The sequence below is a fragment of the Frigoribacterium sp. Leaf172 genome, from assembly GCF_001424285.1.
GTDB lineage: Bacteria > Actinomycetota > Actinomycetes > Actinomycetales > Microbacteriaceae > Frigoribacterium.
On record NZ_LMPB01000002.1, the window covers coordinates 747,414 to 760,538 of the forward strand.

Consider the following 13,125-nt stretch of genomic DNA (forward strand, 5'->3'; position numbering starts at 1 on the left):
GGGGCAAAACGGACGAGACCGTCTGTCCCCACCGATGCGGACGGCATTCTGTACCCCGATCGGTCGACTCCGAGCCCCGGAGGGGGACGACCTCTCCGACCAGGGCCGACCCCGCGCGATACCGGGTAGCGTCGCTGACGTGTCGACTGCATACGAGCCCAAGGTCGGACGGATCCCCGTCACGGCACTGACCCCGACCACCCCTGACCGGGTGTTCCCGACGAAGGCGTTCTCCGGCGAGGTGGTGCCGTTCGGCGCCACCGTGTTCCGCGAGGGCCACGACCTGATCGGTGCGGACCTCCTCCTCATCGATCCGACCGGCGAGACCACGCGGCATCCGCTCACCGCGGGCATCCCGGGCACCGATCGGTGGACCACCGAGGTGCAGCTCGAGACCGAGGGCGACTGGACCTGGCAGGTCGAGGCGTACACGGACGACTGGGCGACCTGGCTGCACACGGCCGAGATCAAGATCCCGGCCGAGCTCGACGTCGACGTGACCTTCGCGCTCGGCAGCGAGCTGCTGGCCGCCGCTGTCGACGACTACCCCGAGACCGTCCTCGTCCGCGACGCCGCCACGGCGCTCGGCAACACGTCGCTGTCCGCCGGGGCGCGCCTCCGCGTCGCCACCGACCCGCGACTGGCGGCCGTCTTCGCGAACAGGCCGCTCGCGAGCCTGCGCACCCGCAGCTGCGTGGAGACCCTCCGCGTCGAGCGCAGCCGAGCGGGGCTCGGCAGCTGGTACGAGTTCTTCCCGCGCAGCGAAGGCGCCCGCAAGCAGGCCGACGGCAGCTGGAAGAGCGGCACGTTCCGCACGGCCGCCCGACGCCTGCCCGCCATCAGCCGCATGGGCTTCGACGTCGTCTACATCCCGCCGGTGCACCCGATCGGCACGACCTTCCGCAAGGGACCGAACAACACCCTCACTGCGGGGCCCGACGATCCGGGATCCCCCTACGCCATCGGATCGGCCGACGGCGGGCACGACGCCATCCACCCCGAGCTCGGGACGGTCGCCGACTTCCGCTGGTTCGTCGAGGCCGCCAGGAACAGCGGACTCGAGCTGGCCCTCGACCTGGCCCTGCAGTGCTCGCCCGACCATCCCTGGGTGACCGAGCACCCCGAGTGGTTCACGACCCTGCCCGACGGCACGATCGCGTACGCCGAGAACCCCCCGAAGAAGTACCAGGACATCTACCCCTTGAACTTCGACAACGACTACGACGGGCTGAGCCGCGAGGTGCTCCGGATCGTCCGGTACTGGATCGACCTCGGCGTCACGATCTTCCGGGTCGACAACCCCCACACCAAGCCCGTCCGCTTCTGGGAGTGGCTGCTGCACGAGATCCGCGAGACGAACCCCGAGGTGGTCTTCCTCTCGGAGGCCTTCACGAAGCCCGCCATGATGCAGGCCCTCGCCCAGGTCGGCTTCCACCAGTCGTACACGTACTTCACCTGGCGAAACGAGAAGTGGGAGCTCGAGGAGTACCTCACCGAGCTGTCGAAGGAGACCAGCGGCTGGCTCCGCCCGAACCTGTTCGTCAACACCCACGACATCCTCACGCCGTACCTGCAGTACGGAGGGCAGTCGGCCTACAAGATCCGCGCCGCCATCGCCGCCACGGCGTCGCCGACCTGGGGCGTCTACTCGGGTTACGAGCTCATCGAGGACGTCGCGCGTCCCGGCAGCGAAGAGAACATCGACAACGAGAAGTACGAGTTCAAGCCCCGCGACTGGGCCGCGGCCGAGGCGGCCGGCGCGTCGATCGCCCCCTACCTGACCCAGCTCAACCGCATCCGGGCGTCGCACCCCGCGCTGCGTCAGCTGCGCAACCTCGAGGTGCACTCGAGCGACGACGACGCCGTGCTCGTCTTCTCGAAGTACCTCTCTCGCGCGCACACCCGCAGCGGGCGCGCCGACGCCGTGATCGTCGTCGCCAACGTCGACCCGCACTCGGCGCGGGAGACCACCGTCCACCTCGACGTGACGAAGTTCGGGCTCACCCCCGGCGGCACCTACACGGTCAGGGACCTCATCACCGGCCAGTCCTGGACCTGGGGCGACGACAACTACGTCCGTCTCGACGCGTTCGTCGAGCCCGTGCACGTCCTCACCGTCGACCTGAACCGCGCACCGTAGGAGCACCGATCATGACCTCCCCCCTCACCCCCTCCCCGGCGGAGGACCCGACGCCGGCCGACGTCCCCGTCGAGGCCGTCGCCGCCCCGACGCCCTCGGCTCCCCCGCTCGACGACGCCGAGGTCGCGGCAGCCGCCGAGGGTCGCCACGGCCACCCGCACGCGCTGCTCGGCGAGCACACCCGCGACGGCGTGACCGTCGTGCGCGTCGTCCGACCGCTGGCCGCATCCGTCACGGTGACCGGCGCCTCCTCGGAGGTCGTCGTCCTCGAGCACCTCGCGCACGGTCTCTGGCAGGGCGTCGCCACGGCGCCCCTCGGCGGCTACGAGATCGAGGCCTCGTACGACGGAGGCGCGCCCTGGCTCGCCGACGACCCCTACCGATTCGCCCCGACCGTCTCGGACCTCGACCTGTACCTGTTCGGCGAGGGCCGGCACGAGCAGCTCTGGACCGTCCTCGGTTCGCACGTGCGCGAACATCAGGGCGTCACGGGCACCTCGTTCGCCGTGTGGGCTCCCCACGCCCAGGCCGTGCGCGTCATCGGCGAGCTGAACGGCTGGTACGGCGCCCTGCACGCCCTCCGCCGTCTCGACGGCAACGGGGTCTGGGAGATCTTCGTGCCCGGCGTCACCGAGGGCACGTACAAGTACGAGATCCTCACCCCGGACGGCGTGTGGGTCGAGCGGGCCGACCCGATGGCCCGACGGGCTGAGGTCCCCCCGGCGACCGCCTCGATCATCACGCGCTCCGGTCACACGTGGTCGGACGACGCCTGGCTCGAGCGGCGCGCGGCGACCGACCAGCACGCCGGCCCGATGAGCGTCTACGAGCTGCACGTGGGCTCGTGGCGTCCGGGCCTGTCGTACCGCGAGCTGGCCGACCCCCTGGTCGACTACGTCACGGCCCTCGGCTTCACCCACGTCGAGTTCATGCCGCTCACGCAGCACCCGTTCGGCGGCTCCTGGGGCTACCAGGTCACCGGCTACTACGCGCCGCAGAGCACCTACGGCTCCCCCGACGACCTCAAGTACCTGATCGACCGGCTGCACGCGGCCGGCGTCGGCGTCATCATGGACTGGGTTCCCGGGCACTTCCCCAAAGACGAATGGGCCCTCGGGAACTTCGACGGCCGCGCCGTCTACGAGCACTCCGACCCCCGTCTCGGCGAGCAGCCCGACTGGGGCACCCTGGTGTTCAACTTCGGGGACTCGCAGGTGCGGAACTTCCTGGTGGCCAACGCGCTCTACTGGCTCGAGGAGTTCCACATCGACGGACTGCGCGTCGACGCCGTCGCGTCGATGCTCTACCTCGACTACAGCCGCGATGACGGCCAATGGCTGCCGAACCGCTTCGGCGGCCGCGAGAACCTCGAGGCGATCTCGTTCCTCCAGGAGGCCAACGCCACCGCGTACAAGCGCCACCCCGGAATCGTCATGATCGCGGAGGAGAGCACCAGCTGGCCCGGCGTCTCACGCCCCACGAGCGACGGCGGGCTCGGCTTCGGGCTGAAGTGGAACATGGGCTGGATGCACGACACCCTCGACTACGTCGAGAAGGATCCGATCCACCGCTCGTACCACCACGGCGAGCTGACCTTCTCGTTCCACTACGCGTTCAGCGAGAACTTCATGCTCCCGATCAGCCACGACGAGGTCGTCTACGGCAAGGGATCCCTCTTCGAGAAGATGCCGGGCGACGACTGGCAGAAGCGCGCCAACCTCCGCGCGTACCTGGCCTACATGTGGGGTCACCCCGGCAAGCAGCTGCTCTTCATGGGGTCCGAGTACGGGCAGCCCACCGAGTGGAGCCAGGAGAACGGTCTCGACTGGTCCGTCCTCGACCGGCACGAGCACCAGCAGCTCTTCGACCTGGTCAGCAAGCTCAACGCCGTGTACCGGTCCGAGAAGGCCCTCTGGGCGCACGACTTCGACACCGAGGGCTTCGAGTGGATCGACGGAGGCGCGGCGCAGCAGAGCGTCGTCGCGTTCATGCGCAAGTCCGGTGACGGCGAGAGCGTCGCCGTCCTGGCGAACTGGTCGGGTCAGCCCGTGCAGATGCGCTTCGGGTTCCCCGAGGCGGGGACCTGGCACGAGATCCTCAACACCGACGCCGCCGAGTACGGCGGCTCCGGGGTCGGCAACATGGGCAGCGTCGTCGCGACCGACACCCCGTGGGCCGGTCGCCCCGCCTCGGCCGACGTGCTGCTGCCGCCCCTGGGCGTCCTCTGGCTGAAGCGACGCCCCTGAGCCGGCCCGCGCCTCCTCGGCGGCCGCCGACATGACGAGGCCCCCGTCCGAACCGGACGGGGGCCTCGCGCCTGCGACGAGCGCGGGTCAGTAGAGCAGCATCGTCAGCCGCCGACGAGCGGCGACCACACGGTGGTCGTCGGCGCCGACGATCTCGAAGTACTCGAGGAGGCGCGCGCGGGCCTCGTTCTTCCCCGCGGCGTCCTGCGTCGGGAACACGGTCAGCACCCGATCGAACGCGTCGTCGACGTGCCCGCCGCTCACGTCGAGATCGGCCACGGCGAGCTGCGCGGCGAGATCCGTCGGATCCGCCGCCGCGGCGTCGCGGACCTCGGCGAGCGAGATGCCCTGGAGCCGCGAGATCAGCGAGACCTGCGCCAGACCCGCCACGGCCAGCTGGTCACGGGGGTCCTGCGCGATGGCGGTCTTGTAGGCCGCGATGGCCGCGTCGTAGTCGCCGCGGTCGATCGCGTCGTAGGCCTCCTGGTGGTGCGGCGGCAGGGGCTCCGGCTCGGGCTCGGGGGTCTCGCCGTCGACCTCCGGGCCGCCCTGCACGACGGCGGTGCCCGTGACGCCGTTCTGGACCGCCAGGTCGAGCACCTGCTCGAAGGCGTCGCGCACCTGCGCCTCGGGGAGGGCCCCGACGAACAGCTGCACCGGGCGGCCGGCGATCACGGCGGCGACCGCGGGGATCGACTGCGCCTGGAACGCCTGGGTGAGCTGCGGGTTGGCGTCGACGTCGACCTTCGCCAGGACGAGACGTCCGCCGTACTCGGCGACGAGCTTCTCGAGCACCGGCGAGAGCTGCTTGCACGGGCCGCACCACTCCGCCCAGAGATCGACGATGACGGGCACGGTGCTGCTCAGCTCGAGGAACTGAGCGAACGTCTCGTCGGTCGCGTCGAGGACGAGCGCGGGCACACCCACCGACGCCGGCGCGGCGCCGTCGCTCGCCGCCGGCGCTCCCGCAGGCGATCCGGCGGCCGGAGCACGGCCCGCCGCCCCGGGGGCCGGTCGATCGACGAGGGACGACAGGTCGACGGCTCCGCGGAGTCCGGCGGGCAGAGGGGGGACGTTGGTCATGACAGCTCCTTCGCGCTGATGAGGGCCTGACTGAATCCGAGCAGGACGATCTTCTGATCGCTCCCGACGGGCGGCACGGAGAACAGCAGCTCGACGCCGTAGGTCGCCTCGATGCCCTTCGTGGTCTTGTCGATGCCCGTGAGGTTCTTGACCGCGCCCTCGGGGTTGACCTCGGCGCCCTCCGCCGTGGGCTTCACGGTCTCGACCTCGTTGAGGGCGACCGAGACGATCGCCCCGGCGTCGTTCGTCGCGAACGCGACGGCCGGGTCCTCGTCGGGCGTCGACGCGAAGTCGATGGACGCGGTCTCGGGCAGCGCCTCGCGCTTGGCGTCCTTGTAGGGCTTGCCGATCTTCTCGCGGAGGGTGTCCCCCTCGGCCTCGAAGAGATCGGCGTACTCGCTCTCGTCGCCTTCACTGAGGATGTCGCCGTACGCCGTGGCGAGCTGATCGGGCTGGAGGGTCAGGAGCTTGACGTCGGGCGACAGGCGGGCGGCGCCGATGCTGGCAGGCGCGACCGTCGGCGGGGTCGCCCCGGCCTCGAGACTGGTCAGGTACTCGACCTGGTAGTTGGCGCGGGCGTCCTCCTGGACGAGGGTCAGCGCGATGGGGGCCACGGCGGTGTCGTCGGACTGGACGATGACGAAGGCGCTGCGCGGCCACGTGTCGGCCTGCTGCGGCAGGGTGAGCGTGACATCGCCCTCGGGGACGGCGATGGGCTCGGCGGCGCCGTCGTCCTTCGCGCGGAGGGCGTAGTTGGCCTGACGCTGCGCGAGTGCCGGGCCGGTGAAGCGCGTGGCGGCCAGATCGGCGTCGAGGGTCCCGTCGGCCTCGGACGCCACCGTCGAGATCCGCTGGACGATGCGCTCGGCCTGGGCCACGCTGATGACGGGCGGCTGGAGGTCGTCCTGCTCGTCGGGCACGGCGTCGGTGCTCGTCGGGGTGGGGGTCGCCGAGGCGTCCGCCCCGGCGCCACCCACGGCGCTCGGCCAGTAGTCGGCCGTGCAGCCCGAGAGCGCGAGGGCTCCGACCAGCACCACGGGCACGACGGCGATCGAGCGGCGGATGGAGCGACGGCCGGCGGCGGGGTCGTCGCCCGACGTCAGGGGCTCGCGGCGCGACCGGCGCGTGACGCGAGGCGGCTTGCCCTGACCCGACCGGCGACGGGGGCCGCGGTTGCGCCGGTGATGCGCGATGGCCCAGATGTAGAGGAGGACGCCGATGAGCAGCACCACGAGACCGCCTGCGATGAGCGGCCCGGCGGCCGGAGTGGCCGTCGAGAGGGGCCAGGTCACCCGCAGGGTGTCGGGTGCCGGGGCCGTGCCGTCGGAGACGACCACGAGCGAGACGTCGTCGGGCGCGTCGATCGAGAAGGTCGGGTCGGCGCCGGCGTACTCGGCGTTCCAGAGATCGGAGTCCGCGGGGCTCGGGACGTCGGCCGTGTCGCCCTCGACGGGGGTGCTCACCAGCTCGCCGGTGGTCTCGTCGAACGACACCTCGTTGTAGGCGGAATCACCCACCCAGCCCAGCACGTCGGAGGTGCGACCGGTCGCCGCGAACACCGAGTCGGTGTCCGAACCCGAGATGCTCACCGTCTGACGACCGTCGTGCCCGTGCAGCGCCTCCGACGGCACGACCGTGATGCGGGCCTCGGAGTCGGCGGTCGACACGGTCGACGAGACGCTCGGGGGCGGGGCGAACACGGTCCGCTGGGCGAAGCCCAGCGCCACCATGAGCGCCGCCAGGACGACGACGACCACTGCGACGATGAAACGCACGTTTCTCTCCCTCCGTGCTACCATCCCGGTCGGGTCGCGGCGGACCGCTCGGGACGGTCGCGCCGGCGCGGGCCCGGCCAGGAGGTCGGGCGCGGCAGCAGATTTTAAGACGGCTCAGCGTATCCGAAATAGCCTGGGAGGCGCCCGCCCGTCCGCGAGTCGCGTCGCGACCTCCTGCGCCCGGTCCGCCGACCGCTAAAATCGACGGGTCCGGGCACGAGCGACCTCGTGCCCGCCGCCGAGCAAGAGGAGACACCGTGGCCGTCGACGAAGCAGATTTCGGAACGGAACTCCGCGGGTACCGCAAGGAGGAGGTCGACCGGGCGCTCGGCGACCTCCGTCGCGAGCTCATCAAGTCGAACGCCGATCGCGCCGAGACCGTCGCCGAGCTCAAGCGGCTCCAGGTCCGCCTCGACGACCTCCAGTCGGAGCTCGACGAGGCGGGGACCCCGACGTACGCCGGCCTCGGCAGCAAGCTCGAGCAGACTCTGCGGTTGGCCGAGCAGCAGGCGACCCGGCTCGTCAGCCAGGCCGACATCGACGCGGAGGAGCTGCGCCGCTCCTCCTCGTCCGAGGCCGAGCGTCTCGTCGCCGAGGCCTCGGAGCGCGCCGACGCGGTGCTCGGCGACGCGCGGGGCCGCGCCGCCGCCCAGATCGACGAGTCCCGCGCCGAGGCCGACCGGATGGTCGCCCGCGCCCGGAACGAGGCCCGATCGATGCTGCAGGAGGCCCAGCGCGACTCGTCGGCGATGCGCGGAGCGGCCGCCACCGAGGCCGCCGAGAACGTCTCCACCGCACGGCACGAGGCCGCCGCCCTCCGCGCCGATGCGGAGCGCGACGCCGCCGAGCAGCGTGAGATCGTCGGCCGCGAGGTCGCCGAGGCGCGAGCCGACGCCGCCGAGCTCGCCCGCACCACCGCCGAGACCCGCGCCCTCTTCGTCGCCGACAGCGAGCGGCAGCGCGCCGACCTCGACCGGGAGGGCACGACCCTCCGCGCCGAGCTCGCCCGCCTCGACGAGACCACGCGCGCCGAGCTCGAGCTCGAGGTCACGACCCGGCGGACCGATCTCGACCGCGAGATCGCGGCGGCCCGCGCCGAGCTCGACGACGACGTCGAGAACCGACGCGCCGAGCTCGACCGCGACATCGCCGAGCAGCGTGCCGAGCTGAGCCGCCACGTGACCGAGACCCGCGCGGCGCTCGAGCGCGAGGTGGACGCACGACGCGACGACCTGCACCGCGAGATCGAGACGACCCGCGCCTCCCTGGCGGCCGAGGCCCTCGAGGTGCGGGCCGGTCTCGAACTCGAGATCGAGACCGCTCGAGCCGAACTGGACCGCGACGCCCGCACGGCGCGCGACGAGATCGAGCTCGCCCGCACGACCACGCGCGACGAGATCGAGCGCACGACCGCCGAGACGCGTGACCGCCTCGCCCGCGACGCCCAGCAGCAGGCCGATCGACTCGAGCGCGACGCCGCCGAGCACCGCGCCCAGGTCGAGGCCGAGACCGTCAACGCCCGTGCCGACCTCGACGCCGAGGTGGCGGAGAGCCAGGCGCGGCTGTTCGACGACGAGGAGGCGCAACGCGCCCGGCTCGCGAGCGAGGCCGCCACGCTCCGCGCAGAGCTCGCCGCGGAGCGCGACCGCGAGGAGGCCGCCGTCGCCCGCGAGACCGACGAGGCTCGGATCGCTCTGGCGCTCGAGCGCAGCACCCGGCTCGACGAGCTCGAGCGCGATCTCGTCACCCGGCATCAGGCCGCCGTCGCCGAGACGCAGAACTACCTCGACGAGGCCCACGCCCAGCTCGACGAGGCACGCCAGCGCTCCGTCGACGTCCGACGGGAGGCCGACGAGCTCGAACGGTCGTCGCACGAGCACGCCAGGACGGTGCGCGGCGAGGCCGACGCGACGGCCCACGAGGTGCTGACGAACGCCGAGGCGAGATCGCGCGACATCGTCGCCGAGGCCGACACGCGGGCGCGCGAGCTCGTCGGCGACGCCGAACGACGCCTCGCCGATCTGCGCGAGGAGCGCGACGCCGTCGCCGGCTACCTCGAGAACCTCCGCGGGGTGTTGGGCGGCGCGCCCGAGGTTGCGCCAGAGTAGTCACTCGGTGGAGTCGCGCCAGCGGGCCGAGCCACCGTCGACAGGAGTGAACCCCGCGTGAAGATCCACAATCCCTTCCGGCTGGGCCTCCTGGCCGGGCTCGGCGTCCTCGTCGCCCTCGTGATCGGCGGCGCCGTCAGCGAGCTGTCGACGATCATCACGTACGTCGGGGCGGCGCTGTTCATCGCTCTGGGGCTCGATCCCATCGTGTCGTGGCTCGAGAAGAGGAGCGTGCCGCGCTCCCTCGCGATCGCGATCGTCATGGTCGCCCTGCTCGGAGCCGTCGTCGGGGTGGTCTTCGCGATCGTGCCCGTCGTCGTGAGCCAGGCCACGGCGTTGATCACGAACCTCGTCACCTACCTGCAGAGCGTCACCACGCAGCAGTTCGTCGACAACCTGCAGGAGCTCGTGCCCCAGAACGTCTTCGACGTGCAGCAGGGTCTCGACGCCATCGTGGCCTTCCTGAGCGACCCGGACAACGTCGTCACGATCGGCGGCGGAGTCCTCGCCGTGGGCGTCGCGATCGGGAACGGGCTCTTCGCCACCATCGTCGTCCTGATCCTGACGCTCTACTTCACGTCGTCCATCGAGAACGTGAAGAGCGCGCTGTACCAGCTGGTGCCCGCCTCCAAACGCCACAAGTTCGCGCTCATCGCCGAGCAGATCGGCGACTCGGTCGGGCGCTACGTGATCGGGCAGTTCACGCTGGCCGCCATCAACGGCATCCTCAGCTTCGTCTTCCTGAGCATCATCGGAGCCGAGCAGCCCGCGGTGTTCGCGACGATCGCGTTCGTCGGCTCGATCATCCCCCTGGTCGGGACGATCAGCGGATCCGCGATCATCGTGCTGGCGCAGGTCGCCCTGCTGCCCGAGTCGCCGTCGACCTGGATCACCGCAGCCGTGTACTACCTCGTCTACATGCAGATCGAGGCCTACCTGCTGAGCCCCCGCATCATGCGCCGAGCCGTCAAGGTGCCCGGTGTCGTCGTCGTCATCGCCGCCCTCGTCGGCGGGACCCTCCTCGGGGTCCTCGGCGCCCTGGTCGCGATCCCCTTCGCCGCGTCGGTGCTCCTGATCATCCGCGAGGTGCTCGTGCCCCGGCAGAACACCCTCTAGGCGGTCACGCCCAGCGGGTGGGCAGCGGCAGGGCTCGAGGAGCGGCGCGACGGACGATCTCCGAGAGCACGCGCGTCGTCTGCTTCTCGCCGACCCAGAGGTGCTTGCCCCCCTCGACCGGCACGACGTCGGCCCGGGGGATCACCGAGAAACGACGTGCGGCCTCGTCGGGACGCAGGTAGTCGTCGAACTCCGGGACGACCGCGACGATGGGCGTCTCGACGTCGTTCCACGCCTCGAGCTCGTCGTCCGAGGTGCGGTGCAGGGGCGGCGAGAGCAGCACGAGTCCGGCCGACTCGACCTGACGCCCGTGCTTGAGCGCCACCTCGGTGCCGAAGGACCAGCCGACCAGCCACGGGGTCGGCAGGCCTTCGTCGTGCACGAACCTCACCGCCGCCGCGAGGTCGGCCGCCTCGGCGATCCCCTCTCCGAACTCCCCCTCGGAGCGCCCGCGGGGCGACGAGACCCCCCGGAAGTTGAAGCGCAGGACGGCCAGGTCGGCCAGCGCGGGAAGCCGGGCGGCGGCCTTCCGGATCACATGGCTGTCCATGAAGCCGCCCGCGGTGGGCAGGGGGTGGAGCGTCACCAGCGTGCCGACGGCGGGGCGATCCAGGGGCAGCGACAGCTCGCCGACGAGACGGAGCCCGTCGGAGGTCCGCAGGTCGACGTCGCGGCGCCGGGCGGGCAGCAGGACGCCACCGCGGATCTCGACGGCCTCGGAGGCGCGGGCCGGCTCGGTCGGTCCGATCGGTTCGGTCGCTCCGGTCGGTTCGGTCGCTCCGGTCGGTTCGGTCGGTTCGGTCACGAGATCCTCCAGCAGTGCGTGTGCCAATGACGCCTCGACGCCAGGTCGTCGGCTTCGCCGAACAACCCGTCGGCCCGCCACACGACGACGTGGGCCGTGCCTGGCGCGACGGTCAGCGAGCAGCCCGGGCAGATGTACTCCTTGACCGACGACGACGCGCCGATCGACTGCACCGTGAACGACCGTCCGTGACGGCTCTCGACCACCGCGCCGCCCCGGAGGGCCCGGGTGATGTCGTCGGCGGGCTCATCGTCCCGCCTCGCGTCACGGGGCCGACGCGGTCGATTACTACGGGGCATGTCCTCCACCGTATCGCGGTGAGGTCCCGTACAGCGCACCCGCCCCGACGAGGCGGCGGTCGGAGCTCGCGAGGACTCAGTACCAGTTGACGGCCTGCGAGTGCGACCACGCGCCGCAGGGTGAGCCGTAGACGCCCGAGATGTAGTTGAGACCCCAGGTGATCTGGGTCGCGGGGTTGGTCTGCCAGTCGGCACCGGCCGTGGCCATCTTGCTGCCGGGCAGCGACTGGGGGATGCCGTAGGCCCCGCTGGAGCCGTTGGACGCGTAGACGTTCCAGCCGGACTCCTTGTTCCAGAGCGACACGAGGCAGTCGTACTCGCCGGCGCCCCAGCCTCTGGCCGACACCATGCCCGCGGCGATGGCCTTGGCGCTGCCCGGATCAGGGGTCCCGGCCACGGGTGCCGCGGCGGCCGCTGCCGGCGGCTCCTCCGCCGTGACGACGGCCGAGGCGACCTCGTCGGCGGGCTCCTCGGTGATGACCGGCTCGGGCTCGGGCGGCGGCGGAGGCGGCGGCAGGGTCACGCCGTAGCCGTCGCGGTCGACGGTCGGGGCCGACGCCCCGATGACCGAGTAGGACTGACCCGGCGCCACGAGGACGCTCGCTCCCCCGACGACGCGCGTCGTCGCCTCGGCACCCGAGATCGGGTTGACGAGCGACGCCGAGACGAAGGCGAACGAGGCGACGAAGCCGAGGGCCGGGAGCACGTAGCGACCTCGGCTCGGTCGGGGGGCCGCAGCGGACGGCATCGGCGCGGGGGTCAGACTCGAAGCCCGGACCATGCGGCGTTCCACCGAGGGTCTGGCGACGAGCACCGGGTGCTCGCGAGGAGTGATTCCGGTCGTCGTCGTTGCAGCGTGCCTACCCATAAGTGAATTCAGGGTAACGGATTTATCACGAGGTGACCAGGGTCCGGCACCGCGTGTCCATGCGGGATCACCGGACAGCGAGCATGACGTCGACCACGGCGTCGAGGACGACGTCGACCTGCGCCTCGCGGTAGCCCCCGCGCCTGGCCCGGAAGACCACGGCGCGGACGTCGTCGATGCTCAGCGCCTGACCCTCGCCGAAGTAGCCCGAGAGGCGCTTCGCGAACCGATCGACGTCCTCCGGGTGATAGCCCTGCGTGAGGAACCCCACGCGATCGAAGCGGTGCCCGTCCGAGCGATCGAGACGGGCGACGATCTCCTCCGCCGCGGTCCGGGCACCCGCGAACCACGCGGCGTCCCCTTCCCCCGAGAGGGAGCGCTGACGCTCCCGATCGGCGAAGGCGTCCTCGAGCCGCTCGAGAGCCGCGTCCACGTGCGCCGTGGCGTAGCCGCCCTTCGTCATCGAGAAGGCCGTCCGGCGGATGCGCTCGGAGTCGATCGCCGTCGTGCCGGTGGCCCGCGTCGGCGCCGCACCCGAGTAAGCCGCCCGGGCCTTCTCGAGGAACGACTCCACCTCGGTCACGTCGTAGCCGAGCTGACCGTGCGGAGCCATCGGGAATGTCGTCTTCACCCGACCATCATGCCGCACCCGCGCCTCCCGACCTCCTGGGTGGGCGGCAGGCCG

The 13,125-nt window shown here is 71.6% G+C and carries 10 protein-coding genes; 4 read left to right on the plus strand and 6 right to left on the minus strand.

The genetic code is table 11. The features are described from left to right. The first annotated feature begins 139 nt into the window (after positions 1–139). Together ASF89_RS09770 and glgB are read left to right on the plus strand one after the other, a co-directional pair. Complete coding sequence (locus tag ASF89_RS09770) at positions 140–2,140, plus strand: alpha-1,4-glucan--maltose-1-phosphate maltosyltransferase (RefSeq protein ID WP_235484067.1); 2,001 nt, start codon at positions 140–142, stop codon at positions 2,138–2,140. A gap of 11 nt (positions 2,141–2,151) precedes the next feature. Continuing rightward, positions 2,152–4,386 carry a 1,4-alpha-glucan branching protein GlgB gene (gene glgB, locus ASF89_RS09775; RefSeq protein WP_055814186.1) on the plus strand — a complete coding sequence of 745 codons (2,235 nt, stop codon included), beginning with the start codon at positions 2,152–2,154 and terminating at the stop codon, positions 4,384–4,386. 87 nt (positions 4,387–4,473) lie between these two features. Here glgB and ASF89_RS09780 read toward each other — a convergent pair whose 3' ends face one another. Beyond that, the gene (locus ASF89_RS09780; RefSeq protein WP_055814189.1) at positions 4,474–5,469 is read right to left on the minus strand and encodes a tetratricopeptide repeat protein; all 996 of its coding nucleotides are present in this window, start codon (positions 5,467–5,469) and stop codon (positions 4,474–4,476) included. Continuing rightward, positions 5,466–7,244: a hypothetical protein gene (locus ASF89_RS09785; protein ID WP_156463365.1), complete on the minus strand. Its 1,779-nt coding sequence runs from the start codon at positions 7,242–7,244 to the stop codon at positions 5,466–5,468. The genes ASF89_RS09780 and ASF89_RS09785 overlap by 4 nt, the downstream gene beginning before the upstream one ends. Positions 7,245–7,501: 257 nt before the next feature. Here ASF89_RS09785 and ASF89_RS09790 point away from each other — a divergent pair, with 257 nt between their 5' ends. Together ASF89_RS09790 and ASF89_RS09795 are read left to right on the plus strand one after the other, a co-directional pair. After that, a complete protein-coding gene (locus ASF89_RS09790; RefSeq protein WP_055814194.1) occupies positions 7,502–9,352 on the plus strand; it encodes a hypothetical protein in 1,851 nt (616 codons plus the stop codon). Positions 9,353–9,409: 57 nt separating this feature from the next. Further along, entirely contained in the window at positions 9,410–10,468 is a 1,059-nt protein-coding gene (locus ASF89_RS09795) for an AI-2E family transporter (RefSeq protein ID WP_055796470.1), read from the plus strand. A gap of 4 nt (positions 10,469–10,472) precedes the next feature. Here ASF89_RS09795 and ASF89_RS09800 read toward each other — a convergent pair whose 3' ends face one another. The 4 genes from ASF89_RS09800 to ASF89_RS09815 all read right to left on the minus strand — a co-directional run bounded on the left by ASF89_RS09800 (position 10,473) and on the right by ASF89_RS09815 (position 13,071). Continuing rightward, on the minus strand, positions 10,473–11,216 hold the full coding sequence (locus ASF89_RS09800; RefSeq protein ID WP_055814899.1) for an alpha/beta hydrolase: 744 nt from the start codon (positions 11,214–11,216) through the stop codon (positions 10,473–10,475). Positions 11,217–11,269: 53 nt separating this feature from the next. Then, entirely contained in the window at positions 11,270–11,572 is a 303-nt protein-coding gene (locus ASF89_RS09805) for a hypothetical protein (RefSeq protein WP_055814196.1), read from the minus strand. Positions 11,573–11,648: 76 nt separating this feature from the next. Beyond that, entirely contained in the window at positions 11,649–12,278 is a 630-nt protein-coding gene (locus ASF89_RS09810; protein WP_082475101.1) for a lytic transglycosylase domain-containing protein, read from the minus strand. Positions 12,279–12,507: 229 nt separating this feature from the next. After that, positions 12,508–13,071: a DivIVA domain-containing protein gene (locus ASF89_RS09815; protein WP_235476404.1), complete on the minus strand. Its 564-nt coding sequence runs from the start codon at positions 13,069–13,071 to the stop codon at positions 12,508–12,510. Positions 13,072–13,125: the final 54 nt, after the last annotated feature.